General features: G+C 67.6%; 26 protein-coding genes. 11 read left to right on the forward strand and 15 right to left on the reverse strand.

The features are described from left to right. Positions 1-19 precede the first annotated feature (19 nt). The 6 genes from EAO27_RS10660 to tpiA all read right to left on the reverse strand — a co-directional run bounded on the left by EAO27_RS10660 (position 20) and on the right by tpiA (position 6,153). Positions 20-697, reverse strand: coding sequence for an ABC transporter ATP-binding protein (locus EAO27_RS10660; RefSeq protein ID WP_242769243.1), 678 nt, complete (start codon positions 695-697; stop codon positions 20-22). Continuing rightward, complete coding sequence (locus tag EAO27_RS10665) at positions 690-1,940, reverse strand: lipoprotein-releasing ABC transporter permease subunit (RefSeq protein ID WP_242769245.1); 1,251 nt, start codon at positions 1,938-1,940, stop codon at positions 690-692. Before EAO27_RS10665 ends, EAO27_RS10660 begins: the two co-directional genes overlap by 8 nt. Positions 1,941-2,338: 398 nt before the next feature. After that, entirely contained in the window at positions 2,339-3,022 is a 684-nt protein-coding gene (locus EAO27_RS10670) for a Crp/Fnr family transcriptional regulator (RefSeq protein WP_242769248.1), read from the reverse strand. A gap of 27 nt (positions 3,023-3,049) precedes the next feature. Continuing rightward, entirely contained in the window at positions 3,050-4,681 is a 1,632-nt protein-coding gene (locus EAO27_RS10675; RefSeq protein WP_242769251.1) for a CTP synthase, read from the reverse strand. A 109-nt stretch (positions 4,682-4,790) separates the two neighbouring features. Beyond that, positions 4,791-5,231 (reverse strand): preprotein translocase subunit SecG, encoded by a 441-nt coding sequence (gene secG, locus EAO27_RS10680; protein ID WP_242769254.1) that lies wholly within the window; start codon positions 5,229-5,231, stop codon positions 4,791-4,793. Between the two features lie 172 nt (positions 5,232-5,403). After that, complete coding sequence (gene tpiA / locus EAO27_RS10685) at positions 5,404-6,153, reverse strand: triose-phosphate isomerase (RefSeq protein WP_242769256.1); 750 nt, start codon at positions 6,151-6,153, stop codon at positions 5,404-5,406. A 180-nt stretch (positions 6,154-6,333) separates the two neighbouring features. Between tpiA and EAO27_RS10690 the strand changes: the two genes are divergently transcribed. The 8 genes from EAO27_RS10690 to trpC all read left to right on the forward strand — a co-directional run bounded on the left by EAO27_RS10690 (position 6,334) and on the right by trpC (position 15,127). Beyond that, positions 6,334-8,286: a peptidylprolyl isomerase gene (locus EAO27_RS10690; RefSeq protein WP_242769258.1), complete on the forward strand. Its 1,953-nt coding sequence runs from the start codon at positions 6,334-6,336 to the stop codon at positions 8,284-8,286. 13 nt (positions 8,287-8,299) lie between these two features. Beyond that, positions 8,300-9,817 carry a chorismate-binding protein gene (locus tag EAO27_RS10695; RefSeq protein WP_242769260.1) on the forward strand — a complete coding sequence of 506 codons (1,518 nt, stop codon included), beginning with the start codon at positions 8,300-8,302 and terminating at the stop codon, positions 9,815-9,817. Further along, positions 9,814-10,599, forward strand: coding sequence for a phosphodiester glycosidase family protein (locus EAO27_RS10700; protein ID WP_242769262.1), 786 nt, complete (start codon positions 9,814-9,816; stop codon positions 10,597-10,599). Before EAO27_RS10695 ends, EAO27_RS10700 begins: the two co-directional genes overlap by 4 nt. Before the next feature lie 9 nt (positions 10,600-10,608). After that, positions 10,609-11,676: an alpha/beta fold hydrolase gene (locus EAO27_RS10705; RefSeq protein ID WP_242769264.1), complete on the forward strand. Its 1,068-nt coding sequence runs from the start codon at positions 10,609-10,611 to the stop codon at positions 11,674-11,676. Beyond that, entirely contained in the window at positions 11,673-12,680 is a 1,008-nt protein-coding gene (locus tag EAO27_RS10710) for an NADP-dependent oxidoreductase (RefSeq protein WP_242769266.1), read from the forward strand. The genes EAO27_RS10705 and EAO27_RS10710 overlap by 4 nt, the downstream gene beginning before the upstream one ends. 79 nt (positions 12,681-12,759) lie before the next feature. Then, on the forward strand, positions 12,760-13,350 hold the full coding sequence (locus EAO27_RS10715; RefSeq protein WP_242769269.1) for an aminodeoxychorismate/anthranilate synthase component II: 591 nt from the start codon (positions 12,760-12,762) through the stop codon (positions 13,348-13,350). Further along, a complete protein-coding gene (trpD, locus tag EAO27_RS10720; protein ID WP_242769272.1) occupies positions 13,347-14,345 on the forward strand; it encodes an anthranilate phosphoribosyltransferase in 999 nt (332 codons plus the stop codon). Before EAO27_RS10715 ends, trpD begins: the two co-directional genes overlap by 4 nt. Next, positions 14,342-15,127 (forward strand): indole-3-glycerol phosphate synthase TrpC, encoded by a 786-nt coding sequence (gene trpC / locus EAO27_RS10725; protein WP_242769275.1) that lies wholly within the window; start codon positions 14,342-14,344, stop codon positions 15,125-15,127. Before trpD ends, trpC begins: the two co-directional genes overlap by 4 nt. Before the next feature lie 186 nt (positions 15,128-15,313). Here trpC and EAO27_RS10730 read toward each other — a convergent pair whose 3' ends face one another. From EAO27_RS10730 to EAO27_RS10765, 8 genes are all read right to left on the reverse strand, one after another. Beyond that, entirely contained in the window at positions 15,314-15,730 is a 417-nt protein-coding gene (locus EAO27_RS10730) for a hypothetical protein (RefSeq protein ID WP_242769278.1), read from the reverse strand. 80 nt (positions 15,731-15,810) lie between these two features. Continuing rightward, entirely contained in the window at positions 15,811-16,500 is a 690-nt protein-coding gene (locus EAO27_RS10735; protein WP_242769280.1) for an N-acetylmuramoyl-L-alanine amidase, read from the reverse strand. A 77-nt stretch (positions 16,501-16,577) separates the two neighbouring features. Continuing rightward, complete coding sequence (locus EAO27_RS10740) at positions 16,578-17,435, reverse strand: CheR family methyltransferase (RefSeq protein ID WP_242769283.1); 858 nt, start codon at positions 17,433-17,435, stop codon at positions 16,578-16,580. Next, on the reverse strand, positions 17,432-18,550 hold the full coding sequence (cheB, locus tag EAO27_RS10745; protein WP_242769286.1) for a chemotaxis-specific protein-glutamate methyltransferase CheB: 1,119 nt from the start codon (positions 18,548-18,550) through the stop codon (positions 17,432-17,434). The genes EAO27_RS10740 and cheB overlap by 4 nt, the downstream gene beginning before the upstream one ends. An 8-nt stretch (positions 18,551-18,558) precedes the next feature. Then, positions 18,559-18,933, reverse strand: coding sequence for a response regulator (locus EAO27_RS10750; RefSeq protein WP_242769290.1), 375 nt, complete (start codon positions 18,931-18,933; stop codon positions 18,559-18,561). A gap of 62 nt (positions 18,934-18,995) precedes the next feature. After that, positions 18,996-19,433 carry a chemotaxis protein CheW gene (locus EAO27_RS10755; protein ID WP_242769293.1) on the reverse strand — a complete coding sequence of 146 codons (438 nt, stop codon included), beginning with the start codon at positions 19,431-19,433 and terminating at the stop codon, positions 18,996-18,998. Beyond that, a complete protein-coding gene (locus EAO27_RS10760; protein WP_242769296.1) occupies positions 19,430-21,835 on the reverse strand; it encodes a chemotaxis protein CheW in 2,406 nt (801 codons plus the stop codon). Before EAO27_RS10760 ends, EAO27_RS10755 begins: the two co-directional genes overlap by 4 nt. Before the next feature lie 272 nt (positions 21,836-22,107). After that, on the reverse strand, positions 22,108-22,746 hold the full coding sequence (locus EAO27_RS10765; RefSeq protein ID WP_242769299.1) for a histidine phosphotransferase family protein: 639 nt from the start codon (positions 22,744-22,746) through the stop codon (positions 22,108-22,110). Between the two features lie 134 nt (positions 22,747-22,880). Between EAO27_RS10765 and EAO27_RS10770 the strand changes: the two genes are divergently transcribed. From EAO27_RS10770 to EAO27_RS10780, 3 genes are all read left to right on the forward strand, one after another. Next, positions 22,881-23,837, forward strand: a complete 957-nt coding sequence (locus tag EAO27_RS10770; protein WP_242769302.1) for an RluA family pseudouridine synthase — start codon at positions 22,881-22,883, stop codon at positions 23,835-23,837. Between the two features lie 80 nt (positions 23,838-23,917). Then, positions 23,918-24,820: an RNA polymerase sigma factor RpoH gene (gene rpoH, locus EAO27_RS10775; protein ID WP_242769306.1), complete on the forward strand. Its 903-nt coding sequence runs from the start codon at positions 23,918-23,920 to the stop codon at positions 24,818-24,820. A gap of 61 nt (positions 24,821-24,881) precedes the next feature. Beyond that, a complete protein-coding gene (locus EAO27_RS10780) occupies positions 24,882-25,268 on the forward strand; it encodes a cupredoxin domain-containing protein (protein ID WP_242769308.1) in 387 nt (128 codons plus the stop codon). Between the two features lie 10 nt (positions 25,269-25,278). On the opposite strand, the gene EAO27_RS10785 is transcribed toward EAO27_RS10780, so the two are convergent. Continuing rightward, positions 25,279-26,076, reverse strand: coding sequence for a transporter (locus EAO27_RS10785; RefSeq protein WP_242769310.1), 798 nt, complete (start codon positions 26,074-26,076; stop codon positions 25,279-25,281). Positions 26,077-26,169: the final 93 nt, after the last annotated feature.

The raw sequence follows: 26,169 nt of genomic DNA on the forward strand, positions 1-26,169 counted from the left end.
CTCCGGTTGAAACCGCAGCCTAGGCCTCGATATGCCCGTCGTGCAAGCGCAAGACGCGGTCCATCTTCGCCGCGAGCCGTTCGTTGTGCGTCGCGACCAGCGCCGCCGAGCCATGGTCGCGCACCAGCTTGACGAACTGGTCGAACACGCGGTCGGCGGTCGCCTCGTCGAGGTTGCCGGTGGGTTCGTCGGCGAGCACCAGCAACGGCCGGTTGGCGAGCGCGCGGGCGACCGCGACGCGCTGTTGCTCGCCGCCCGACAGCTTGCTCGGCTTGTGGTGCAACCGCTCGGCAAGCCCCAGCCGGCCGAGCAGGTCGGCGGCGCGCGCCTCTGCCTCGGCCTGCGGCGCACCGCGGATCAGCTGCGGCAGGATGACATTCTCGATCGCGTTGAAATCGGGGAGCAGGTGATGGAATTGATAGACAAAGCCGATCTTCTCGCGCCGTATCTTCGTTCGCTCGCCCTGGTCGAAGCGCGTGACGTCCTCGCCGTCGATGCGAATACTGCCCTGAAAGCCGCCCTCGAGCAGCCCGACGGCCTGCAGCATCGTCGACTTGCCCGATCCCGACGGGCCGAGCAGCGCGACGATTTCGCCGCGGCGCAAGCTCGCGTTGACCCCGCGCAGAACGTCGATCGTCACCTCGCCCTGCGTGAAGCTGCGGCGAAGGTCGGTCAGCTGAAGCGCGAGCTCATTCATAACGCAGCACCTGCACGGGGTCGGTGTTCGCCGCCTTGAGCGCCGGATAGAGCGTCGCGAGGAAGCTGAAGACAATCGCCATCAGCGCGATGCCGACGATCTCGAACGGGTCGGGTTTCGACGGCAGTTCGGTGAGGAAGCGGATCGACGGGTCCCACAGCGGCTGGCCGCTCACCCATTCGAAGAACCGCAGCACACCCTGCCGGAAATAGAGCAGCCCGAACCCGATAGCCATGCCGACCAGCGTGCCCGCAACGCCGATCGACAGGCCGATCGCCATGAAGATGCGCATCACCGCGTCGCGCGGCGCGCCCATCGTGCGCAGGATCGCCATGTCGCGCGTCTTGGCGCGCACCAGCATGATCAGCGACGAGATGATGTTGAACGCCGCGACGAGCACGATCAGCGACAGGATGACGAACATCGCGACGCGCTCGATCGACAGCGCCTCGAACAGGCTGCTGTTCATCTGCCGCCAGTCGGAAATGATCGCCTGCGCCGCAATCTTCTGTTGCAGCGGCGCCAGTATCTCGCCGACGCGGTCGGGGTCGTTGGTCTTGATCTCGATCATCCCGACCTGGTCGCCGGTGAGCAACAGCAGTTGCGCATCCTCCATCGGCATCACGACATAGGCCTTGTCGAAATCATACACGCCGATCTCGAACACCGCGGCGACGCGATAGCTGATCTCGCGCGGAACGGTGCCGAAGGGGGTCGATCGCCCCGCGGGGTTGATGATCGTGATGCTCGACCCGACCGTCGCGCCCAGGTTGCGCGCCAGTTCGGTGCCGATCGCGACATTGCCCGATCCCGGGATCAGCGCATTGAGGCTGCCCTGCCCGACCTTGCCCCCCAGCACCTCGTTGCGGCGGATATCGGCGACGGTCATGCCGCGCACCAAAATGCCCTCGACGCGGCCGTTGAAGGTGGTGAGCAGCGGCTGTTCGATCAACGGGGTCGCCGACACGACCCCCGGGGTCGCCTTGACCTCCTTGAGCATGCCCTGCCAGTCGTCGAGCCGTCCGCCGAACCCCTGCACCACCGCGTGACCGTTCAGTCCGACGATCTTGTCGAACAGGTCGGCGCGCACGCCGTTCATCACGCTCATCACGATCACCAGCGCCGCGACGCCGAGCATGACGGCGGTGAAGCTGAACGCCGCGGCGACAAAGATGAAGCCCTCGCCGCGTTGCGGCAGCAGATAGCGTTTGAAGATGGTGCGCTCATATGGACGCAGGATCATGATGCGGTCGGTCCCTCGCAAGCGCGCGAAATGGCGGTCATGGCGCCGCTTTAGGGGGCGGCCCGGGCGCTGGCAATGGGCCGCTGCGACGGCGATTGTTGCGAACGAGTCGCAGAATCTGTTGCCCAACGGCCACAGCGCGCCGCAAAGTGACGCCGCGGGTGCCGCCAGAGGGTGACAATCCGCCTCGCGCGCCCTAGCCCAACGACTTCTGGATCAAGCGGCCCGAAGGCCCGGTTCCAGGGAGTGCAGGCCTTTCGCCTGGCCTGCGCAAAGGGGGATGGCGATGTTCGTCACAGGCGCCCGGGTCTCGATATCGAGGCCCGGGCGTTGTGATTCCTGCGTGAAACTCTGATTCCGGCGCAGCGCGCCGCCCCTGCAAGCGGGGGATCTTCGCTTCAGCCCTCGCTCTCGCTGATATCCTCGAGCGTATCGACGTCGAGCACGCGCACCCGTCCCTGCTCGAGCGAGATGATCCCCGATTCCTCCCAGCTCCTGAGCTGGCGGTTGATATGCTCGCGGCTCATCCCCGCGAAATTGCCGAGCTCGGTCTGGCTCAGCTCCACGCGCGCCGCTTCGGGGCTGTCCTTGCGAATCAGACGCTTGAGATAGCGCGCCAGCCGCGGACCCGAGGCATAGGCGCGGTCGCTCTCGATCGTCTGGTCGGCGGTGCGCAGTCGCCGCGCGAGCTGCTGCATCAGCGACCAGGCGAAATCGGGGTGGCTGGTGACGAAGTCGCGCAGCGCGTTGCGGCCGAGCTGGAGCGCACTGCCCGCGCTCGTCGCGGTCACCGATGCGGTGCGCTCGCCGCCGTCGAGCAGCGCGATCTCGCCGAGCACCGCACCGGGCTCGGCATAGGCGAGCACGATCTCGCGCCCGCCCGCGGTCAGCATCGACACGCGCGCGCTGCCCTCGGTCAGGATCAGCAGGCTGTCGCCCGCATCGCCCTGCGCCAGCAATTCCTTGCCCTTGGCGAAGCGCATTTCGACCGCGCGCCCCGCAATCTCGGCCCAGTCGTCGGCGCCCAGTCCGGTGAAGATGCTGTCGGGGCCCTGAAGTGCGGCGAGTTTCGCGTGATCCATAAGCCCTGCTTCCCCTGTTTGCCGGCGTCAGACCAGCCGGCTGTGCTTCACCGCCGCCTCGACGAACCCGGCGAACAGCGGGTGCGGCTCGAAGGGTTTCGACTTGAGCTCCGGATGGAATTGCACCCCGATGAACCAGGGATGGTCCGGCCGCTCGACGATTTCGGGCAGCATGCCATCGGGCGACATGCCTGAAAAGACCAGTCCGCCCGATTCGAGCCGGTCGCGATACGCGCCATTGACCTCGTAGCGGTGCCGATGGCGCTCGCTGATCGCGTTCGCGCCATAGATCGCCGCGACATGGCTGTTCGGCGACAGCTTCGCCTCATAGGCGCCGAGCCGCATCGTGCCGCCCAGGTCGGTGTCGGCGCCGCGCTGCTGCAGCCCCTCGGCGCTCATCCATTCGGTGATCATGCCGACGACGGGTTCGTCGGTCGGACCGAATTCGGTGCTCGACGCACCCGCGATCCCGCTCGTGTTGCGTGCGCCCTCGATGCACGCCATCTGCATGCCGAGGCAGATGCCGAGGAAGGGTACGCCGCGTTCGCGCGCAAAGCGCACGCTCGAAATCTTGCCTTCGGACCCGCGCTCGCCGAAACCGCCGGGGACGAGAATGCCGTGGAGCGGCTCGAGGTTGGCGGCAAGATCGTCATCGGCCTCGAACATCTCGGCATCGAGCCAGCGGATGTTCACCTTGACGCGGTGCGCGAGGCCGCCGTGCACCAGCGCCTCGTTGAGGCTCTTGTACGCATCGGGCAGCGAGACATATTTGCCGACCACGCCGATCGTCACCTCGCCCTCGGGGTGCCGCTTGCGATCCATGATATCGTACCAGCGGGTCAGGTCGGGATCGGGCGCGTCGTGGATACCGAAAGCACGCAGCACTTCGCTGTCCAGCCCCTCGCCATGATATTGTACCGGCACCGAATAGATCGAATCGGCGTCGAGGGCCGGGATCACCGCTTCCTTGCGCACGTTGCAGAACTGCGCGATCTTCGCGCGCTCGCCCTCGGGCAGCGGCTTTTCGCAGCGGCACAGCAATATGTCGGGCTGGACGCCGAGCGACGCCAGTTCGCGCACGCTGTGCTGGGTCGGCTTGGTCTTCAGTTCGCCCGCGGCGGCGATGTACGGCACCAGCGTGACATGGACCGACAGCGTCTTGTCGCGCCCTTCCTCGTTGCGCAGCTGGCGGATCGCCTCGATGAAGGGAAGCGATTCGATGTCGCCGACGGTGCCGCCGATCTCGCACAGCACGAAATCGAGGTCGTCGGTCTCGGCGCGGGCGAAAGCCTTGATCGCGTCGGTGACGTGCGGGACGACCTGCACCGTCGCGCCCAGATAGTCGCCGCGGCGTTCCTTGGTGATGATCTGCTGATAGATGCGGCCCGAGGTGACATTGTCGCTCTGGCGCGCCGCGACGCCGGTAAAGCGCTCGTAATGGCCGAGGTCGAGGTCGGTCTCGGCGCCGTCGTCGGTCACATAGACCTCGCCGTGCTGATAGGGCGACATCGTGCCCGGATCGACGTTGAGATAGGGATCGAACTTCCGGATACGGACGCGATAGCCACGCGCTTGCAGCAAAGCCGCGAGGCTTGCCGCCATCAGACCTTTGCCAAGCGAGGAGACCACGCCGCCGGTGATAAAAATGAACCGCGCCATGGGAGGAAAGACTTACTCAACAGGAGGGGGACGGCGCAAGCCGTCGAATCACATGCGGCGGAAAATATTCCGCCGCGGCGAATGCGAAGGCGCCGGACGGCGCCCGCGCTTATTTCTTGGCTGGGGCCGGCTGCTGCGCGGGTGCGCTGTCGGCCGCTGCCGCCGCGGCGGCAGCCGCAAGCGGATCGTCGCTGGGCAGCGCCTGCGCCGGGGCGCCGGCCGCCGGGGCCTGCGCCGGCGCGGTCAGCGGCGATGCGCTGCCGCCGGCCGCCTGGCCGCTCTTCGACAGCGAGGTATCGATCGTCGAACCGCCGGTACCGCCGACCGAGGCCATCGCCGCGAGGACGATCGACAGGCCGACAAAGGCGGTCGCGAGAATGGTGGTGGCACGCGTCATGAAGTCCGCCGCGCCGCGCGCCGAAAGCAGTCCGGCCGGGCTGCCGCCGACGCCGAGCCCGCCACCTTCCGACTTCTGCATCAAGATGACGCCGATCATCGCGGCCGCGACGACGGCCTGGACGACGAGCAGGAAGGTGAAGAGGTTCGACATCGAAAATTCCTGAAAACGGGATGGACCGTCAACCGGCCGATCTGGCGGTGCACATAGAGACGAAGCGGCGTTTCTTCAACCCGCAAGGACTCCCGTCGCCCCCGCGAAGGCAGGGACGGCCGGCGGTCTGGTGCAACTTTGCTCGCGCGCCCGCTTTCGCGGGGGCCAGCCGTTACGAAAGCGCCGCGCCCGCCGCCACGATCGGCAGGAACTTGCCCGCCGTCAGGCTCGCACCGCCGACGAGCGCGCCGTCGACGTCGCCCGCACCCAGCAATTCGGCGGCATTGTCGCCGTTGACCGATCCGCCGTAGAGCAGCCGCATCTTTTCCGCGCCCGCGCCGATCCGCTCCGACAGCGCCGCGCGGATCGAACCGTGCATCGCCGCGACATCTTCGGTCGTCGGCACCAGCCCGGTCCCGATCGCCCAGATCGGCTCATAGGCGATCGCGAGCCGCGTCGGGTCGAAGCTGTCGGGCAGCGATTCGCGGACCTGCGCGAGGACGAAGTCGATCGCCCCGCCCGATTCGCGGATCTTGCGCGGTTCGCCCACGCACAGGATGACGTCGAGCCCGGCGCCGAGCCCGGCTTCGGCCTTCGCCTTCACATCGGCATCGCTCTCGCCGCAACCTTCGCGGCGCTCGCTGTGGCCGACGATCACGATCCGCGCACCGGCATCGACCAGCATCGCCGCCGCGACCGAACCGGTATAGGCGCCCGAAGCCGCCGCATGGCAATCCTGCCCGCCGACCGCCGCTCCGGGCGCTGCGGCCGCCATCGCGCCGACCAGCGTAAAGGGCGGGCACAGCGCGACATCGACCGACGGATGTTCGGCGGCTGCGGCAAAGATCGCACCCGCTTCGTCGAGCGACTCCCGAAGCCCGTTCATCTTCCAGTTGCCGACCACATATTTGCGCCGTGCCATCGCTCGTCCTTCTCGCTGCAGTTTCGATTGCCCCGCCCCCTAGCGGCCCGCAGCCGCGATAGGCAAGTCGCGGGACAAAGGCGCCGCGGCCCTTTCCCGCCTTGATGCGGCTGGCCTGCTTCCCTAAAGCAGCGCCTGACCGCGCGTCGCCCGCGCCCCCAAGGAAAGAATGCCCGCTCGATGATTACCGCGATCCGCCGCCTCTTTTCCTCCACGCTGGGCAAGGTCCTCGCCCTCGCCTTCGTCGCACTCGTCGGCCTCGCCTTCGCGCTCAGCGACGTCACCGGCAGTTCGAGCTTCGGCGGCGGCGGGATCGGCGGCGCCAATGTCGCGCGCGTCGGCGACACCGACATCGGCCTCGCCGAACTGCGCGACCAGGTGCGCCGCTCTTACGACCAAGCACGCGAACAGCAGCCGGGCCTGACGATGGACGCCTTCGTCGAAGGCGGCGGGCTCAAGCAGACGCTCGACCAGATGGTCGACGGCATCGCCTTCAGCCAATATGCGCGCACGATCGGCTTCGGCCTCAGCAAGCGCCTCGTCGACGGGCGCATCGCCGACCTGCCGGTCTTCACCGGCGTCTCGGGCAGCTTCGACCAGGCGCGCTACACCGCCTTCCTGCGCGACAACAACCTCAGCGAGGCACAGCTGCGCGCCGACATCGAACAGCAATTGTTCGGCGAACAGCTCGCGGTTCCGGTCGGCACGATGCCGCGCATCGCGCCCGCGATGGCGGCGCCCTATGCCGCGCTCCTGCTCGAAGAGCGGCAGGGTCAGGCCGTCTACATTCCGTCGAGCAGCTTCGCGCCGACCGCCGATCCGGGCGACGCCGCGCTGCAGGCCTATCTCAAGGACAATCGCGCGCGCTTCAGCATCCCCGAACGGCGCGTGCTGCAATATGCACTCTTCGATCGCGCGATCGCCCCGGCCGCCGCGGTCACCGACAAGGAAATCGCCGACATCTACAAGGCGAACGCCGCGCGCTTCGCGGCCACCGAAACGCGCCGCTTCATGCAGGTGATCGCCCCCGATCAGGCGACCGCGAACAGCATCGCGGCCAAGGTCCGCAGCGGCACCGGCCTCGCCGCCGCCGCCAAGGCGTCGGGCCTCACCGCCGCCTCGTCGGGCGACGTGACGCAGACCGCCTATTCGAGCCAGACCAACGCCGCCGCCGCCAAGGCTGCCTTCGCCGCCGGCCGCGGCGACGTGCTCGGCCCGACGCAGACCGATCTCGGCTGGTCGGTCGCACAGGTCGACGCGATCACCGCGACCCCGGCCCGCACGCTCGCGCAGGCAACCCCCGAAATTCGCGAACAGCTCGAAAAGAACAAGGCCAACGAAGGCATCATCACCTTCTACAACGCCATTCAGGATGCGGTGAACAGCGGCACCTCGATCGAAGAAATCGCCGAGGCGCGCAAGCTGACGCTCGTCGAGACCCCCGCGATCCTGCCCAACGGCCGCGCCCCGGCGCAGCCCGGCTTTGCCATGGCGGCCGACCTCGCACCGATGATCACCCAGGCCTTCCAGGGCAGCGGCGAAGGCGAAGCGCATCTCGCGACGCTGGTCGAGAACGAGAAATTCGCGGTCTATGCGGTGAAGTCGATCGCTGCGGCAGCCCCTCCGCCCTTCGCCCAGATCCGTGCCGACCTGCTCGCCGACTGGAAGCTCGCGCAGGGACAGAAGGTCGCGCGCGACAAGGCGCGCGCGCTCGCCAAGGCGGTCGAGGGGGGGCAGGCCTTCGCCGACGCCGCGCGCGCCGCGGGTTCGAACATCGGCACCGTCCAGACGATCGGCGGCAAGCGCGGCGAACTCGGCGCCGGCGGACAGCCCGTCCCGCCCGAACTCGCGCTGCTCTTCTCGATGGCCCAGAACAGCGTCAAGACGCTCGAAATCCCGGGCAACCGCGGCTGGATGGTGCTCTCGCTCGGCAAGGTGGAGCGCCCCGACCCCAAGGCGATCGAGCCCGCGCGCGTCACGGCGATCGCCGGTCCGCTCGCCCCGGCCTTCGGCAACGAACTCGTCGCGCAGATGATGACCGAAGCGCGCAAGCGCGTCGGAGTGAAGATCAACCAGAAGCTGCTCGATCAGCTCCGCGACGAACTGACCGGCAAGCTGCCGGTCGCCGAATAGGACCGGGCTTCGCATGTCGCTGGAGGGACGCGCCGCGGCGCTCGAAGCGCTCGCGCGCGGCGAAGGCGCGGTCGTCTGGCAACGGCTGATCGCCGATGTCGAAACCCCCGTCTCGGCGGCGCTCAAGCTGATCGAGCCCGGTCGCGGCGACTGGGTGCTCGAATCGGTCGAAAGCGGCGAGACGCGCGGGCGCTACAGCCTGATCGGGCTCGACCCCGACCTGATGTTCGAAGTGACCGGCGACGCCGCGCGGATCAATCGCGACTGGCAGCGCGACCGCACAACCTTCGCGCCCGTTGCCGCCCCCGCGCTCCAGGCGCTGCGCGACCTTGTCGCCGAATGCCGCTTCGCGGTGCCCGACGGTCTGCCCAAGGCGCTGGCGACGCTCGTCGGTTTCTTCGCCTATGAAACGATCGGCCTCGTCGAGCGCATTCCGCGCGCACCGGGCGCCGGGCTCGGCCTGCCCGACATGGTGTTCGTGCGCCCGACGGTCATCCTCGTCTTCGACCGGCTTGCCGACGAGCTCTTCCTGATCGCCCCGATCTGGCCCGATGCCAATGGCGCGATCGACCGGATGATCGAATCCGCCGGGGAAAAGCTCGACGCCATCGCCGCGCGCCTTGCAAGCGCGAACCCGCACAGCTCGCGCGCTGCCACGCTTGTCGATCCGGCGACGATCGCCGCCAATCCCGCTACCAGCCCGGTGCGCTTCGCCGAAATGGTCGCGGCCGCAAAGGATTATATCGCCGCGGGCGATATTTTTCAGGTCGTGCTGTCGCAGCGCTTTTCCACCCCGTTCGACCTGCCGCCGTTCGACCTCTACCGTGCGCTGCGCCGCATCAATCCCTCGCCCTTCCTCTATTTCCTCGACCTGCCCGGCTTCGCGCTGATCGGTTCGTCGCCCGAGATTCTGGTGCGCGTCCGCGACGAAGAGATCACGATCCGCCCGATCGCCGGAACGCGCCCGCGCGGGCGCACCGGCGCCGAGGATGTCGAGAATCGCGAAAGCCTGCTCGCCGATCCCAAGGAGCGCGCCGAGCATCTGATGCTGCTCGACCTCGGCCGCAACGACGTCGGCCGCGCGGCGATCGGCGGCAGCGTCACCGTCACCGACAGCTACACCGTCGAATATTACAGCCACGTCATGCACATCGTGTCGAACGTCATCGGCCGCATCGCGCCGGGCAAGGACGCGATCGACGCGCTCTTCGCGGGCTTCCCCGCGGGCACCGTCAGCGGCGCGCCCAAAGTACGCGCCTGCCAGATCATCGCCGAGCTCGAGGCCGACGCACGCGGGCCTTACGCCGGGGGCGTCGGCTATTTCGCGCCCGACGGCAACATGGACAGCTGCATCGTGCTGCGCACCGCGATCGTCAAGGACGGCGAGATGCACGTCCAGGCGGGTGCGGGCATCGTCGCCGACAGCGACCCCGCCTATGAGCAGCGCGAGTGCGAGGCCAAGGCCGGGGCGCTCTTCGCCGCCGCCCGCGAGGCGGTGCGCATCGCAGGGACGCCGGGCTACGGCCAGTGAAACGCCGCGCGGCGCTCCTGCTGGGCGCCGCGCTCCTTTCCGGGACCTATGTCGCGCTGAGCCGTGACGAGGCTGGGCCGCCCGCCGAACCGCACGCGCCCTCGGCCTGCAAGCCCATCACCTTCGACGGCAAGCGCTTCACCGAATGCATCGCCGTGCCCGGCCGGCACCGCATCACGACAAAAATCACCGGCAAGAACGGCGTGATCTACCGCGGCTTCGCCGGCCTTGCCGAGGATGTCGATCCCGCCACGGTCGCCTTCGCGGTCAACGGCGGCATGTACGACACGGGCAGCGAGCCAATCGGCTATTATGCCGAGGACGGCGAACGCCTCTATCCGCTGAATAGCCGCGACGGCGGTGGCAATTTCTACCTGAAACCCAATGGTGTCTTCTTCGGCGCCGCCGACGGTGACTGGCGGGTGATGACCAGCGACGATTTCGCTGCCAGGGTCGTGCAGCGACCCAATTTCGGCACCCAGTCGGGCCCGATGCTGCTGCTGGACGGCAAACTCCATCCCCGGATTTCGCCCGACGGCACGTCGCGCAAGATCCGCAACGCGGTCGGCGTCGATGCCGAGGGTCGCGCGCATTTCGTCATTTCCGACGAGCCGGTGTCCTTCGGCACGCTCGCCGCACTGATGCGCGACCATGCCGGAACCCGCGACGCGCTCTTCCTCGACGGCACCGTCTCGGCGCTCTGGGACCCGGCGACCGGCCGCATCGACGGCCTTTACCCGCTCGGCCCGCTGATCCTTGTCACTCATCGCTCACGGGACTAGCTTCGCTCCATGCTGAAATTCATCGCTCCCTTCGCCCTGCTGCTCGCAGCCGTTTCCCCGGCCCACGCTCAAGTGGAAGGCGCGACCGAAGCCGACGCCATTATCAAGGATTTCGCCTTCGCCTCGGGCGAGAAACTCCCCGAACTGAAGCTCCACTACACCACGCTCGGTTCCCCGCGGCGCGACAAGGCGGGCCATGTCACCAACGCGGTGATGATCCTCCACGGCACCGGCGGCACCGGCCAGCAATTCTTCCAGCCGCAGTTCGCGAACGAGCTTTTCGGCCCCGGCCAGCCGCTCGACACCGCCAAATATTACATCATCCTGCCCGACAATATCGGCCACGGCGGCTCGTCGAAGCCCAGCGACGGGCTCCGCATGAAATTCCCGCGCTACGATTATGCCGACATGGTCGCGGCGCAGCACCGGCTGCTCACCGAAAAACTCGGGGTGCAGAAGCTCAAGCTCATCCTCGGAACCTCGATGGGCTGCATGCACGCCTTCGTCTGGGGCGAAACGCACCCCGGCTTCGCCGAGCGCCTCGCACCCTTCGCCTGCCTGCCGGTCGAAATCGCGGGGCAGAACCGGATGTGGCGCACGCTGTCGATCGACGCGATCAAGGCCGATCCCCTGTGGAAGGACGGCAACTACAGCGAACCGCCCGCCGCCGGGCTGCGCACCGCCGCCTCGCTCAACCTGATCGCGGGCGCCAACCCCTATGCGCTGCAGGCGCAATATCCGACCCGCGAAGCCGCCGAAAAATACAAGGACGAGGCGTTCGCGCGTACCTACGGTCGCAACGACGCCAACGACACGATCTACCAGCTCGACAGCTCGCGCAGCTACAACCCGTGGCCCGACCTCGAAAAAATCGCCGTGCCGGTGCTGTGGATCAACAGCGCCGACGATTTCATCAATCCGCCGGCCTATGGCATCACCGAAAAGGCCGCGCCGCGCATGCCACGCGCGAAATTCATCCTCATCCCGGCCAGCGCCGAGACCAAGGGCCATAGCACGCATACCTGGGCGAAATTCTGGAAGGATGATCTCGCAAAACTGCTGGCAGAAACGCCGTGAAAGCCTTCGTCCTCACCCGCTACGGCGGCCCCGAAGCCACCGAATTGCGCGAGGTTCCCGCGCCTGCGCCCGGCCCCGGCGACCTGCTCGTCCGCGTCCACGCCGCGGGGCTCAACCCGGTCGATTTCAAGACCCGCGACGGCATGCTCAAGATCGTCCAGGGCTATGACATGCCCGTCGTCATGGGCAATGAACTCGCCGGGGTGGTCGCGGCGTGCGGCGCGAACGTCACCGGCTTCGCGCCCGGCGACCGCATCTTCGCGCGCGTGCCCAAGGACCGCATGGGCGCCTTCGCCGAAATGGCCCTCGTCCCCGCCGATCACGCCGCGCACCTGCCCGCGTCGCTCGACTTCACCGCCGCTGCGGGTGTCCCGCTCGCGGGGCTGACCGCGCTTCAGGCGCTGCGCGACGAATTGAAACTCCAGCCGGGCAGCCGCGTCTTCATCCCCGGCGGCGCGGGCGGGGTCGGCACCTTCGCGATCCAGATCGCCAAATGGTTGGGGGCAGAGGTCACCACCACCGCCTCGCCGCGCGGTCGCGCCCTCGTCGAACGGCTCGGCGCCGACCATGTCGTCGATTACACCACGCAGGATTTCGGGGACATCGTACAGGGCATGGACGGCGCCTTCGACCTGATCGGCGGCGACACGCTCGAAAAATGCTTCTCGGTGGTCAAGCCCGGCGCGACCGTCGTCTCGGTCGCGGGCATGCCCGAACCGCGCACCGCCACCAAGGATCTCGGCCGCGGTGCGCTGCTTGCCGCGCTCTTCTGGTTCGCCAGCTTTGCGCTTCGTACGAAGGCGCGCCGCCATGGCGTCACCTACCGCTATCTCTTCATGCACCCCAGCGGCGCCGAACTCGCCGAACTCGCGGCGCTTATCGCGCAGAGCAAGCTCGAACCGGTGATCGACCGCATCTTTCCCTTCGCCGACATCGCCGCGGCAATCGCCTATCTCGAATCGGGCCGCGCAAAGGGCAAGGTCGTCGTGCGCATGATCGATTGACCGGCGCAAAGCGCGGCTTGCGCACCGCCAAGCTTCTATCCCTTCCCCCGCCCCCGCAAAACCGTTAGGGCGCCCGATCATGATCCTCGTCATCGACAATTACGACAGCTTCACCTTCAATCTCGTTCATTATCTGATCGAGCTCGGGGCAGAGGTGCGCGTCGAACGCAACGACGCGCTGACCGCCGCGGCGGCACTCGCGACCGGCGCCGATGCGATCCTCATCTCGCCTGGCCCGTGCACCCCGAACGAAGCCGGAATCAGCCTCGACCTCGTCGCCGCCTGCGCCGACGCTGCGCGCCCGCTGCTCGGCGTGTGCCTCGGCCATCAGGCGATCGGCCAGCATTTCGGCGGCACCGTGCAGCGCGGCCACCTGATGCACGGCAAGACGTCGCCCGTCTGCCACGACGGCACCGGCCTGTTCACCGGCCTGCCCTCGCCGCTCACCGCGACGCGCTATCACAGCCTCGAAGTCGTCGACATCCCGCCCGCGCTCGCGATCAACGCGACCAGCGACGACGGCGCGGTGATGGGCTTCCGTCACACCGGCCTCCCGATCCACGGCGTCCAGTTCCACCCCGAAAGCATCGCCACCGAATATGGCCATGCGATGCTCGCCAACTTCCTCCGCCTCGCCGGGCTGCCCGTCCGCGAGCGCATGCCGGCATGAGCCGCTTCGGCCCCCTGCCCGATCCGGCCGAACTGCTCGACCATGATCAGGCCGAACACGCCTTTGCGACGATGCTCGATGGCGGCGGCACCGACGAACAGGTCGCCGATTTCCTCATCGCCCTCTCCAACCGCGGCGAGACGATGGTCGAAATCGCCGCCGCGGCGCAGGCGATGCGCGACCGGCTGATCGCGATCGAGGCGCCCGCGGGCGCGATCGACGTCTGCGGCACCGGCGGCGACGGCCACCACACGCTCAACGTGTCGACCGCGGTGTCGATTGTCGTCGCGGCGTGCGAAGTTCCGGTCGCAAAGCATGGAAATCGTGCCGCTTCGTCGAAATCTGGTGCCGCCGACACGCTCGAGGCGCTCGGACTCGACATGAACCGCGCCGACCGCATGGCGCAGGAACAGCTCGCCGACCTCGGCATCTGCTTCCTCTTCGCCGGCACGCGCCATCCGTCGATGAAGCGCATCATGCCGATCCGCAAGGCGATCGGCCAGCGCACGATCTTCAACCTGATGGGGCCGCTCGCCAATCCCGCGCGCGTCGCGCGCCAGCTCGTCGGCATCGCGCGCCCCGCCTATGTCCCCGTCTATGCCGAGGCACTGCACCGGCTCGGTACCGACCATTCGCGCGTGATTTCGGGCGACGAAGGGCTCGACGAACTCTCGCTCGCGGGCGGCAACGAGGTCGCGGTGGTGACGCGCGACAGCGTGCTGATGCAGCGCAGCCACGCCGCCGACGCCGGCTTGCCGACGCGCCCGCTCGCCGACATCCGCGGCGGTGACGCCGCGCACAACGCCCGCGCGCTGCGCGCGCTGCTCCAGGGCGAACCCGGCGCCTATCGCGACGCGGTGCTCTACAACGCCGCCGAGGCGCTGATCGTCGCCGGCGCGGTCGACACGCTGGTCGGCGGCGTCGAGGAAGCCGCCGAAGCGATCGACAAGGGTCTCGCCAACACGCTGCTCGACTGCTGGATCGCCTATAAATGAACAAGCTCACCCAAATCCTCGCGACCAAGGCCGAAGAAGTCGCCGAACGCCGCCAGTCGCGCTCGGTCGCCGATCTCGACGCGATCGACGCCGGCCCGGTGCGCGGTTTCCACGCCGCGCTGCAAGCGAGGATCGACGCCGGAAAATTCGCGCTCATCGCCGAAATCAAGAAAGCTTCGCCGTCCAAGGGATTGATCCGCGAGGACTTTGACCCCGCTGCCCACGCGCGCGCTTATGAAGCCGGCGGCGCCGCCTGCCTCTCGGTGCTCACCGACGCGCCATATTTCCAGGGGCATGAGGAATTTCTGATCGCGGCGCGCACCGCCTGCGCGCTGCCGGTGCTGCGCAAGGATTTCATGGTCGACCCCTGGCAGGTCGCCGAAGCGCGTTCGATCGGCGCCGACGCGATCCTGATCATCGTCGCCGCGCTCGACGATGCCCCCATGCGCGAGATCGAGGCCGCGGCGTTCGAACGCGGCATGGACGTGCTCGTCGAGGTCCATGACGAGGCCGAGATGGAGCGTGCGCTGACGCAGCTCCGCTCGCGCCTGATCGGCGTCAACAACCGCGACCTGCGGACGTTCGAAACCGACCTTGCGGTCACCGAACGCCTAGCCAGCCTCGTGCCCCCCGGTACGCTGCTCGTCGGCGAAAGCGGCATCGCCACCCACGCCGACTGCCGCCGCCTCGCGGACAGCGGCGTGAACAGCTTCCTCGTCGGCGAAAGCCTGATGCGCCAGCACGACGTCACCGCCGCGACCCGCGCGCTGCTGGAAGGCTGATCCGGCCGCGGCGCATCGGTTTTGGGGTGGGAAGCGGACGCAGGACGCGGCTGCTGAAGAGTGACCTTGGCCTCATCTCGGCGAAGCAATCTCCATTACCCCCTGGGGCCGGCCAGAGAAGCCCGAGGGGCCGCTGCCTCAATCGAAGCTTTCCTGATGTCGCCTGCAGCCATACGATAAAGCAGGTCAGCCATAGCTAATCGTATTCATCAGAGCGATCTTGTCTTGGTCGAAATGGAACGCGTAGTAAGCGTGAACCATAGCGAACGAATTGCACTCGTTCTCGGGCGTCGCTTCAATACTTCGCGCGCGCGCAATCACCAAATCGCCCACTGGCGTGGCTTCCAGCAGTTCGGCTGGTTGCGGAGCGGGCCACCGAAAACTGGCCCGTCGCATACTCTCGGTCGAGCGCTCGATTTCTTCGAACGACCCTGCCCGATCGATCTTTTCAAAAAACCTTTCGACTAGTCTCAAGCGATTTTCTTGCGCCTGTCTATCAAATATAGGGTCGCGGCGAGGCGACGATATCTGACAAGCCAGTGCCGTTCCCGGCATGAACGTGGCGCACGCCACCGCTGTGATTGCTTTTCGCCTGCCGATCATGGATCACTCCCCGGACATTTAGTGGATAGCGCCGAGGATACATCTAAAGCCAATGTCCGCAATCGGTCGAAACCGGCCGATCAGTCCCCTTCGGGCTGCGGCAGCAGCAGCGCCAGCAGGATCGCGCGGCATTCGCCGTCGATCGTGCCGTCGATCAGTTCGGGGCGGAAGCGTCGCTGGAAGGCGACCGTCGCGGCGAAGCCGTCGGTCACGTCGTAGCCGAAGCGTTCGAGCGCAAGCAGGAAACCCGCATCGGTCCACAGCGGATCGGTCAGCTTCTTGGTCGGGCGCGGCAGCGCAAGCCGGCGGCGCGCCAGTGCGCTCCATGGGAAAAGCTCGCCCGGGTCCTGCTTGCGCGTCGGTGCGACGTCGGAGTGGCCGACGACATTGCCGCGCGTGATCTCGTGCCGGTCCTTGATCATATGGACCAGCCGGACGACCGACGCGACCTGCGCATCGGGAAAGGGCACATAGCCATGTTCGTGCCCCGGGTTGACGATCTCGATCCCGACGCTCGCCGAATTGATGTCGCTCGTGCCGCGCCAGCGCGCGCGCCCGGCGTGCCAGGCGCGCTTGTCCTCGGGCACCATATGGACAATCTGCCCATCCTCGCCGACGACATAGTGCGCGGAAACTTTTGCTTCGGGATTGGCCAGCCAATCAATGGCTTCGTCCCCGCTCTTCATACCGGTATAGTGCAGGACGATCATCGAAACCGGCAACAGGCGTTCGTCGAAATTGGGGGACCAACGTTCGATAAAATCGCTCATGCGGTTTGCGGCCCGATCCTGTCTCGTTCGCCCTTCACCTGCGCCAGCCGTCACCAAAATGCAAGGCGCGGACGCCGTCAGGCGGCCTGCGGCCGGCGCACCTGCTGGTCGGCGGGTTCGTAGAGGCCGCGCAGGCGCGGACTCGATACGAACTGGTCGGTCTGCCCCAGCACCGTCTCGCCCGCGCCGAGCACGAGGAAACTCTGTGGCGCCGCGACCATGCGCAGCCGCGCAAAGGCCTTTTGCCGCATCGGCAGCGAAAAATAGAGTAAAAGGTTGCGGCAGAAGATCAGGTCGGCGGGGCTCGCCAGCGGCGGCCGGTCGGTGAGCATGTTCTGCACCGAAAAATCGATCCGGCGGCGCAGGTCGGCCTTGGCGAGCCATCCCGCGTCGGTCTGGTCGAACCAGCGGACCATGCGCTGCACGGGCAGCCCGCGCTGGATCTCGAACTGGCTGTAGAGGCCGACGCGCGCGCGGCCGATCGCATGATAGCTGACGTCGGTCGCGACGATGTCGACCTGCCACCCCGCCCACCGCGCTTCCTGCTCGGCGAGCAGCATCGCCATCGAATAGGCTTCCTGCCCCGTCGACACGCCGCAATGCCAGATGGTCAACCGCCGCCGGTCGGCGTTGATCCGCCGCACCTCCTCAAGCGCCGTCTTCGCTATGTCGTCGAATACGCTGTGTTCGCGATAGAAAAATGTCTCGTTGTTGAGCATTGCATCGACCGTATCGTCGAGCAGCTGGCGGCTGTTCGAGGTGACCAGCGCAGCGACGAGCGCGTCGAGGTCGGCGATACCGTGGCGCTGCATCACCGGCTTCAGCGACATTTCGATGCGCCAGATGCGGTTCGGCGACAGCGTCTGCCCGGTACGCGATTCGAGCACCCCCATCAGCACGCGATAGGCGGACTCGCTGGCCGTCCCCCCCATCATGGCCGGTTCCGTCCTTTGAGGAAGCTGCCGAGCATCAGCGCGATCGCGTCGGGGTTGAGCGTCGCGGCGGCGATCCCCGCCTTGGCGACCGCACCCGGCATGCCCCAGATGACGCAGCTTTCGGGCGCCTGCGCAAAGACGGTGCCCCCCGCCGCCTTGAGCCGCGCGGCGCCGTCGGCGCCGTCGCGTCCCATGCCGCTGAGCACCACCGCGGCGCAGCGCGCGCCATAGACCTCGGCCAGCGAATCGAACATCGGATCGGCTGAAGGGCAGCAACCATTGGCCACGGGCCGGTGATCGAGCGCGATCTCGCGGCGGCGGCCCGTCGCAACGACGAGCAGATGGGCATCGCCGGGCGCGATGTAGATATGATTCTTCTCGACCGGCATGCCCGCCGCGGCGACGAGAACACGCCGCGACGTCATCGTCGCGATCTGCTTCGCGTAAAATTCCATGAAGGCGTCGGGCAGATGCTGGGTCAGCAGGATCGGCGCCGCGATGCGCGGATCGAGATGCGCCAGGAAACTCGCAAAGGCCGGAATCCCGCCGGTCGAGGCCGCAACGGCGATGCATTCGAGCGGCTGGTCGGGAGCGATTGCGGCCGGCGGCACCCGCGGCGCGGGCCGCTCGGCGACGCGCAGCGCGACCGGCGGCAGCGACGGCTGCTCGCCGAGCGAGCGGATGCGGTCAGTCAGCACTTCGGAGAAGCGCCCCGAAAAACTGCCGCGCCCGGGCTTCGCGAGCGTGTCGCTGGCCCCCAGCGCGAGCGCCTCGATCGCGGCCGGGCCGCCTTCGACGCAATTGGAGGAGAGGATGAGCACGCGCGCATTGGCCGCACGCTCGAGGATGAGCGGCAGCGCCGTCATCCCGTTCATTCCCGGCATTTCGATATCGAGCACCACGACATCGACCGGTTCGCGGGCGAGATAGGCTAGCGCATCGCCCGCCGACGCCACCGAAGCGCAGATCGAAAGCCCCGGGCTCTGGTCGATGATGCGTTCGAGGATCGAGCGGACGACAAGGCTGTCGTCGACGAGCATGACGCGGACGCTGCGCACCGAGGGCATGTCATCGCCCGCGGCGGGCTGGCGGATCAGGGGCTGGGACGCTGCCACGCGCGGCCTCAGGCGACGCCGACGAGCTGCAACTTCCCTTCGAGCGTTTCGCGGTCGAACGGCTTCATCACATATTCGTCGGCCCCCGCCTCGATCGCGGTGCGGATATGGTCGATACTGTTCTCGGTGGTGCAGAAGACGACCCGCGGCCGTTCCTCATGCCCGTAGTCGAGGTCATTGAACGCGCCGAGAAACTCCATCCCGCTCATCACCGGCATGTTCCAGTCGAGCAGGATCACGTCGGGACGATTGGCGCGGCAAAAGGTCAGCGCCTCCTGTCCGTCGGCCGCCTCTTCGACCGAAAAGGCCATGCTTTCCAGTATATGACGCGCGACCTTGCGGATCACTTTGCTGTCATCGACAACCAGACAGGATTTCGACATGATTTACTCCGACCCCCGGGATGTGCCTTGCTACCGCGAAAAGCGTGTGCAGGCCGTTAACGTCAGGCGGCCCGTGCGACGGGCAAGGTGATGAAATGCGAGGGATCGACGACGAGCAGCGACGCGCCCTCATGTTCGATCATCGCGTCGGCGACGCGCGCCCAGCCCGGCAGCAGCCGGCCGGTCACGCGCGTCTCGGGCGCCTCGATGAAACAGACATCCTCGATCGCGTCGGCGAGCAGTGCATAGCCGTGCTCGGCGACGTCGACGACGATCACCCGCTGCCCCGGCGCGACCGCGACCGGCGGCAGGCCGATCACGACGTGCGGGTCGATCAGCGTGAAAACACGGCTGCGCAGCGCGAACAGTCCGGCGACGTGCGGCGGCGCAGCGGGAACCTCGACGGGTGTGCCGACGGTTACCACCGAATTGATCGCGCGGCTGCGCAGCGCGACGCGCGTGTCGGCGATGCGCGCGATCAGATAGAGCTTCTCCATCATGGGCGGCCTCCTGCAACCTGCCTGCGCAGCGCATCGAGCAGCGCGGCGCGATCGTAACGATAGATGCTGTCGTCCCCGGGCCCCGCGGCGGCAACCGTCGAGCGCAGCCGGACAAGCGGCACGTCGGCGGCGAGCGGCCCCGTCGGGGCGCCGGTTTCGGCGAGGCAGAGCTGGACGTCCGCGCGGACGCCCTCGGGATCGTCGCCGCCGACCACGCGGTACCCCGCGCTGCGCAGGATCGGCGCGAGGAAATTGCTCGCCCAGCCGTCAGCGTCCTCGACCAGCCGGCACAGCGGCTCGCGGACGGGATGCGCCGCCTCGTCGGCGCCATATTGCGCCATCAGCCAGAAGGGATCGATCAGCTCGACGGGCTCGCCGCCGATCAGCACGACGCCCGCGATCAGCCCCGGCGCTGGCGCCGGCTGCACCGCGTCGGGAAGGCGGACGATATCGATCACCCCCTCGATCGGATAGCAGAGCACCGAGCGGCCGTCGTGGAGGCGGAGCAGCTTCACCGCCCCCTGCCCCTCGGGCACGCGCGCGGCGTGGACGGGATAGATGTGATCTCCGATCTGCACCTGCACCGCACCCGCGCTTTCGAACAGCGCCGGCGCGGGCACCTCTTCGACGCGCTCGATCACCGACAGGCGCACGCCGCGTACGCGGTCGCCCGCGTCGCGGAACAGCAGCAGTTGCGCCGCGTCGCGTGCAGCGGCGACCTCGGCGGCGGCTTCGGCATTGGCGTCGTGGAGCCGGCCCGCCTCCGATGCGTCGACGCCGGCGGCGGCGAGCAGTCCCTGCACGTCGAGCAGCAGCACCGGACGCCCGTTGTCGGGCAGGGTCGTCCCCGCATAGAGGCCGGTCGCCATGATCATCGGCGCGGCGGGCTTGATCACCAGTTCCTCATGGTCGTGGATCGCGGCCACGCTCAGCGCGTAGCTCAGCCCCTGCCCCGGCCGCACGAGGATGATCGCGCGATCGTCGGCATCCTCGTTCGTATCGACCGCGCAGCCGAGCACATGTTCGAGCCGCAACAGCGGGAACTGCTCGCCGCGCACGGTGGCAAGCTCGCCGCCGCCGACGCGGTCGATGCGCACGCTGTCGCTCGTCTCGAGCAGGATTTCGCGCACCGAACCGCGCGGAATGGCGAAATATTGCCCCGACGCGCGCACCATCAGGCCCGAGATGATCGTCAGCGTCATCGGGACGCGCAGCACGATCGCGAGCCCGCGCCCCTCCTCGTTGCGCAGGTCGACGACGCCGCCGATCTTTTCGACATTCGCCTTGACGATGTCCATGCCGACGCCGCGACCCGATATCGCGGTGACCCTGGCCGCGGTCGAAAAGCCGGGCCGAAAGATCAGTTCGAGCTTTTCGCGCGGGCTCAGCGCCCGCGCCTCGCTCTCGCCGATCACGCGCACGGCCAGCGCCTTGGCGACGAGCCGGTCCGGCGATAGCCCGCGGCCGTCGTCGCGCACCTCGATCTCGATCTGGTTGCCCGACTGGCGCGCCGACACTGCGATGCTTGCTGTGACGCCCTTGCCCGCCGCGACGCGCTCGTCGAGCGGCTCGATCCCATGGTCGATCGCGTTGCGGACGATGTGGATCAGCGGATCGCGGATATTCTCCATCATCTCGCGGTCGAGCTCGACCTCGCCGCCGCTCGTCGCAAAACGCACCTTCTTGCCCAGCTCCTGCGCGAGGTCGCGGACGATCCGGGGCAGCGGCGAAAAGAGCTTGTCGATACGCTGCATGCGCATCTGGCTGACCGACTGGCGCATTCCCGCGATCGAGTCCGACAGGCGATCGAACGAGGCGATCACCGAGGCGTCGGCGCCCGATTCGCGGAGCATCCGCGCGAATTCGTTGCGCGCGAGGACGATGTCGGTGACCCCCGTCATCACGCTGTCGAGCAGCGGCAGCGGAACGCGGATCGAGCGCCAGCTCTGCAACAGGTCGGCGCTGATCTCGTCTTCGGCGGGCACGGCGTCCTCGGCAACGGGCACCACCACGGGCGCCGCGTCCGCGCCGGCATCGACGACCGCGATCGCGTCGATCACGTCGCGGTCGTCGCCTTCGGGCTCGATCCCTGCCGTGCCGAGCGCGGTGCAGAGACTGCCCAGCCGGTCGACGATCGCGAGCACGGCGGTGACCAGCGCAGCGTTGGCGGGACGATTGCCGCGCCGCACTTGGTCGAGCGCGTCCTCCGCCGCGTGCGACAGCGCGGTGACACGCGGCAGCGACAGGAAACCCGAACTGCCCTTGATAGTGTGGACGAGCCGAAAGATCGCGTCGAGTTGGGCGCGGTCGGCCGGATCAGCCTCCCACGCCACGAGCGCGCCGCCGGCCTCGGACAAAATTTCCGCCGTCTCGGCCAGAAAATCGTTGAGCAGATCGTCCATCACGCTATCGGCACGCCCCCAATATTCAGGGCCGCCACCATGAAGGACAATGGTTAAACAAGGTTTTACACATGGCCCGGCGCAGAGCGCAATCGCTGCCAATCTGGGCCTATTGCCGGCGCATGCAGACGAAGGCCGCCGAGGGCAAAGCCCCGGCGGCAGGTCTGCCCATCGGAAGGAGGCATAGTGTCAGACGCACCGCGCGCACGACAGGGGGGATCGGCGCCGCGACGGCGCCCCGAAAATACCCGCGAAGGACGCGAATGCCGCGTTCAGCCGCGCAGCACGGCGCCGACGAGCAGCGATGTCGGTGTCTCGCGCGCGAGCATCACCGTGCCGCCATTCTGCGCCGCGACCGCCTGGACGAGGATCGCCGGCGCGGTGCGCGAGGTCATCGCCGATGCCCCCTCACCCTCGGCCAGGATGCGCTCGACATCGGCATCGAGGAAGATGCGCTCGGCCTCGACATGCAGCGCGATCTCGATCCCGCTCGCCTGCGTCTCGCACCCGATGTCGAGCCGCCCGCCGCGCACCAGCGCGTCGACGAGGATCAGCGCGAGGTTGAGGACGATCTTCACCGCGGGCTTGGGCAGCGGGTCGGCACCGATCATCCAGTTGAGGGTGATCGCGCGGTCGCCGATGATTCCTTCGATCGCCGCCTTCGCTTCCTCGGGCGGAACGCGCTCGCCGAAACCGCCCGCCGACCCGAAGGCGAGACGGAAGAATTTGAGCTTGTTCGCCGAGGTGCGTGCGCTTTGTTCGAGCAGGTCGATGCAGCGCTCGCGCATCGCGGGATCCTTCTCGTCGGCGAGCAGTTCGAGCCCGTTGGCGAAAGCCCCGACGGGGCTCAGAAGGTCGTGACACAGGCGCGAGGCCAGCATCGAGGCAAAATCGACGCGATCGTCGGACATGGATGAACGGGCTCCCCAGCGCAGTGGACCGCTTCGGGTCCGCCCACGCTCCTAGGGCAGCGACGCCCCGCAGGGCAAGCGCGATCCCCCTGCGCCATCTTGAAAATCGCGCACCTCCCACCATATCGCGAGCGATGCAGGGGGATGAACAAGTCTTGACCGTAGCGCTCGAAGAGCGCGCCGCCGGACTACGCCTCGACCGCGCCCTTGCCGAAGCCCTTCCCGACCTGTCGCGCGAGCGCGTGAAGAGCCTGATCAAGGGCGGCCGCGTCGCCGATGCGCGCGGCACCACGCTGTGGGACCCTTCGGCCAAGGCGCCGGCGCCCGCGACGTTCGAACTGCGCCTGCCCCGCCCGGCGCCCGCGCACAACGAAGCGCAGGCGATCGACCTTGTCGTCGCCTATGAGGACGAACATCTGATCGTCGTCGACAAGCCCGCGGGCCTCGTCGTCCACCCCGCCGCCGGCAATCTCGACGGCACGCTGGTGAACGCGCTGCTCCACCATTGCGCCGGCCAGTTGTCGGGCATCGGCGGTGTCGCGCGTCCCGGGATCGTCCACCGCATCGACAAGGATACCAGCGGACTGCTCGTCGCCGCCAAGCACGACAAGGCGCACGAGGGGCTTGCGAAGCAGTTTGCCGCGCACAGCATCGACCGCCGCTATAGTGCGCTCGCCACCGGACGGCCGATGCCCGCCAACGGCACGATCGACGCCGCGCTCGGCCGGTCGGGCACGAACCGCAAGAAGATGGCGGTCGTCGCCGCGGGCCGCGGCAAGCATGCGATCACCCATTACCGGACGATCGAAGCGCTGAACGGCGCGACACTCGTCGAATGCCGGCTCGAAACGGGCCGCACGCATCAGGTGCGCGTCCATATGGCGCACATCGGCCATCCGCTCGTCGGTGACCCGGTCTATGGCCGCGCCAGAAAGCCGCTGTCGGACGTGCTGAAAGCGCGGAATTTCGCGCGGCAGGCATTGCACGCCGCCCATTTGGGCTTTATTCATCCGGTGACCGGTAACGTCGTCGCGCTCGACAGCGAATTGCCCCCCGATATGCGGGAACTGATCGACATATTGCGCGTTTAGGTTTCGAATGAAAATCTATTTTGACCGCGAAATCCAATCGCGGCACAATGACCACAGGATTTTAGGGAAGACACTCTCCAATGGCCAACAAAAGCAATGTTCCAGCTACGGTGCCCGCGCTCGGCGGCGAGGCGAGCCTGAACCGCTATCTGGCCGAAATCCGCAAATTCCCCCTGCTCACCCCCGAACAGGAATTCATGCTCGCCAAGCGCTTTCAGGAGCATGGCGACAATGAAGCCGCGGCGCAGCTCGTCACCAGCCACCTCCGCCTCGTCGCCAAGATCGCGATGGGCTATCGCGGCTATGGCCTGCCGGTCAGCGAACTGATCAGCGAAGGCAATATCGGGCTGATGCAGGGTGTGAAGAAATTCGATCCCGACCGCGGCTTTCGCCTCGCCACCTATGCGATGTGGTGGATTCGCGCCTCGATCCAGGAATTCATCCTCCGCTCGTGGAGCCTTGTGAAGATGGGCACCACCGCGGCGCAGAAGAAGCTCTTCTTCAACCTGCGCCGGATGAAGAATAATCTCGAGGCGTTCGAGGACGGCGACCTGTCGCCCGAACATGTTGCCAAGATCGCGACCGACCTCGGCGTGACCGAGGACGAGGTTGTGAGCATGAACCGCCGCATGGCGATGGGCGGCGATACGTCGCTCAACGTGCCGATGGGCGAGGACGGCGACAGCCAGTGGCAGGATCTGCTCGGCGACGAGGGCCCGTTGCAGGACGAACGCGTCGCCGAGGCGCAGGAACGCGACGTGCGCCACGCGCTGCTCAACGAGGCGCTCGAAACGCTCAACGAGCGCGAGCGCCATATCCTGACCGAACGCCGCCTGACCGACGACCCGAAGACGCTCGAGGATCTGAGCCAGGTCTATGATGTCAGTCGCGAACGCGTGCGCCAGATCGAGGTTCGCGCCTTCGAAAAGCTGCAAAAGGCGATGCTCAAGCTCGCGGGCGAAAGGCGACTGGTCGGCGCCTGAGCCACAGGGGAACAACGGGGCCGACCCACGCCGGTTTTTCCGGCACGAAGGAGTCCGTCCGATGCGTATCCTGCCCCTGACCCTCGCCGCGCTCGTTCTCGCGGTCCCCGTCACCGCTGCCGAAACCCCGGCGAAGGTGACGGTGGCGCTCGCCAACTTCAGCTTCACGCCCGCCGACCTGCACCTCCACGCCGGCCATCCGGTGACGATCCATTTCGTCAACAACGGATCGGGCGGGCACGACTTCACCGCCGCGGATTTCTTTGCCGCCGCGACGATGGACGCCGCGAACCGTGCGCGCGTCGGCGGCACGAAAGGCCGCATTTCGCTCGGCAAGGGCGAGAGCAGCGACGTGACGCTGGTTCCGCGCGCCGGCACCTACAAGGCGCATTGCTCGCACTTCATGCATTCGTCGCTGGGCATGACGGGCAAGGTGATCGTCGACTGAACGGGATCGTTCAGAAGCGCCGTGCATAGCCCGCGTAAAGCTGGAGATCGGGGCTGTCGCGGTTGAGCCCGACGTTGACGCCGGCGTCCCACTGGCTGTCGGCACCGGGCTGCCACCCCGCCGAAAATCCCGCGAGCCACGCGGTCGCACGCCCGGCCGGGTCGCGATCGCGGCTGAACGAGACCTCGACCGCCGCCGACACGGTGTCGGAGAGGTCGAACCCCAGCCCGGCGACCGATCCAAACGCCAGATGGCGCCCGTCGCCGTCGGCATCGACCGCGGCGTCGACATGCGGCGTCAGGCCGACCGACAGCGCGCCCAGTTCGAAGCTGACCGGAACGATCAGCCCCGCGCCCCAATCGCCCGCACCGACCCCCGCCCCACCGAGCGGCAACGTCACATAGGGCATCGCGGCGGCCGAAAAGCCCGATCCGTCGGGATTGCGCAAATTCTGCCGCAACGCGAGCGTGACGTCGCCCGTTCGGGTCAACCGGGCGGTCTCGCCCGTCGTCCGGTCACGCTCGCGCACATGCCCCAGCATCGTCCAGCCGACCTGCACCTTGAGCGAGGACGTCAGCCCCGCGCGCAGCAGCGCGTCGCCGAAGGCCCAGCTGTCGGTCCGGCGGTCGCCATCCTTCTCGAGCGTCCAGTCGCCGATCCCCAGCTCGGCCACCACGTCGCCCACCGCGACCGTGCACGCCGGCGTACCGAGACCCGGCCGGTCGGGACAGAGATCGCGCGCGCCTTCCGCCGCGGCGGGCGTGGCGGCCGCGAACGCCGCGATCAGCGCCATCGGTCGAAGCAGCATCGCATTTCCCTTCCTGTCCTCTTATTCTTGTCGAGGAAGCCGGCTGCGGGATCAAGTCCGCTTGCCTCGCCGCGGCAAGAAGCTACTTTGCCC

This window comes from Sphingopyxis sp. YF1 (assembly GCF_022701295.1).
In the GTDB taxonomy this organism is placed as follows: domain Bacteria; phylum Pseudomonadota; class Alphaproteobacteria; order Sphingomonadales; family Sphingomonadaceae; genus Sphingopyxis.

What these genes read in the sequence shown, in the direction of transcription:
- EAO27_RS10660 (WP_242769243.1), bottom strand. Translation starts at nt 697, where the DNA reads ATGAATGAGCTCGCGCTTCAGCTGACCGACCTTCGCCGCAGCTTCACG.
- EAO27_RS10665 (WP_242769245.1), bottom strand. Translation starts at nt 1,940, where the DNA reads ATGATCCTGCGTCCATATGAGCGCACCATCTTCAAACGCTATCTGCTG.
- EAO27_RS10670 (WP_242769248.1), bottom strand. Translation starts at nt 3,022, where the DNA reads ATGGATCACGCGAAACTCGCCGCACTTCAGGGCCCCGACAGCATCTTC.
- EAO27_RS10675 (WP_242769251.1), bottom strand. Translation starts at nt 4,681, where the DNA reads ATGGCGCGGTTCATTTTTATCACCGGCGGCGTGGTCTCCTCGCTTGGC.
- secG (WP_242769254.1), bottom strand. Translation starts at nt 5,231, where the DNA reads ATGTCGAACCTCTTCACCTTCCTGCTCGTCGTCCAGGCCGTCGTCGCG.
- tpiA (WP_242769256.1), bottom strand. Translation starts at nt 6,153, where the DNA reads ATGGCACGGCGCAAATATGTGGTCGGCAACTGGAAGATGAACGGGCTT.
- EAO27_RS10690 (WP_242769258.1), top strand. Translation starts at nt 6,334, where the DNA reads ATGATTACCGCGATCCGCCGCCTCTTTTCCTCCACGCTGGGCAAGGTC.
- EAO27_RS10695 (WP_242769260.1), top strand. Translation starts at nt 8,300, where the DNA reads ATGTCGCTGGAGGGACGCGCCGCGGCGCTCGAAGCGCTCGCGCGCGGC.
- EAO27_RS10705 (WP_242769264.1), top strand. Translation starts at nt 10,609, where the DNA reads ATGCTGAAATTCATCGCTCCCTTCGCCCTGCTGCTCGCAGCCGTTTCC.
- EAO27_RS10715 (WP_242769269.1), top strand. Translation starts at nt 12,760, where the DNA reads ATGATCCTCGTCATCGACAATTACGACAGCTTCACCTTCAATCTCGTT.
- trpD (WP_242769272.1), top strand. Translation starts at nt 13,347, where the DNA reads ATGAGCCGCTTCGGCCCCCTGCCCGATCCGGCCGAACTGCTCGACCAT.
- trpC (WP_242769275.1), top strand. Translation starts at nt 14,342, where the DNA reads ATGAACAAGCTCACCCAAATCCTCGCGACCAAGGCCGAAGAAGTCGCC.
- EAO27_RS10730 (WP_242769278.1), bottom strand. Translation starts at nt 15,730, where the DNA reads ATGATCGGCAGGCGAAAAGCAATCACAGCGGTGGCGTGCGCCACGTTC.
- EAO27_RS10735 (WP_242769280.1), bottom strand. Translation starts at nt 16,500, where the DNA reads ATGAGCGATTTTATCGAACGTTGGTCCCCCAATTTCGACGAACGCCTG.
- EAO27_RS10740 (WP_242769283.1), bottom strand. Translation starts at nt 17,435, where the DNA reads ATGATGGGGGGGACGGCCAGCGAGTCCGCCTATCGCGTGCTGATGGGG.
- EAO27_RS10750 (WP_242769290.1), bottom strand. Translation starts at nt 18,933, where the DNA reads ATGTCGAAATCCTGTCTGGTTGTCGATGACAGCAAAGTGATCCGCAAG.
- EAO27_RS10755 (WP_242769293.1), bottom strand. Translation starts at nt 19,433, where the DNA reads ATGATGGAGAAGCTCTATCTGATCGCGCGCATCGCCGACACGCGCGTC.
- EAO27_RS10760 (WP_242769296.1), bottom strand. Translation starts at nt 21,835, where the DNA reads ATGGACGATCTGCTCAACGATTTTCTGGCCGAGACGGCGGAAATTTTG.
- EAO27_RS10765 (WP_242769299.1), bottom strand. Translation starts at nt 22,746, where the DNA reads ATGTCCGACGATCGCGTCGATTTTGCCTCGATGCTGGCCTCGCGCCTG.
- EAO27_RS10770 (WP_242769302.1), top strand. Translation starts at nt 22,881, where the DNA reads ATGCAGGGGGATGAACAAGTCTTGACCGTAGCGCTCGAAGAGCGCGCC.
- rpoH (WP_242769306.1), top strand. Translation starts at nt 23,918, where the DNA reads ATGGCCAACAAAAGCAATGTTCCAGCTACGGTGCCCGCGCTCGGCGGC.
- EAO27_RS10780 (WP_242769308.1), top strand. Translation starts at nt 24,882, where the DNA reads ATGCGTATCCTGCCCCTGACCCTCGCCGCGCTCGTTCTCGCGGTCCCC.
- EAO27_RS10785 (WP_242769310.1), bottom strand. Translation starts at nt 26,076, where the DNA reads ATGCTGCTTCGACCGATGGCGCTGATCGCGGCGTTCGCGGCCGCCACG.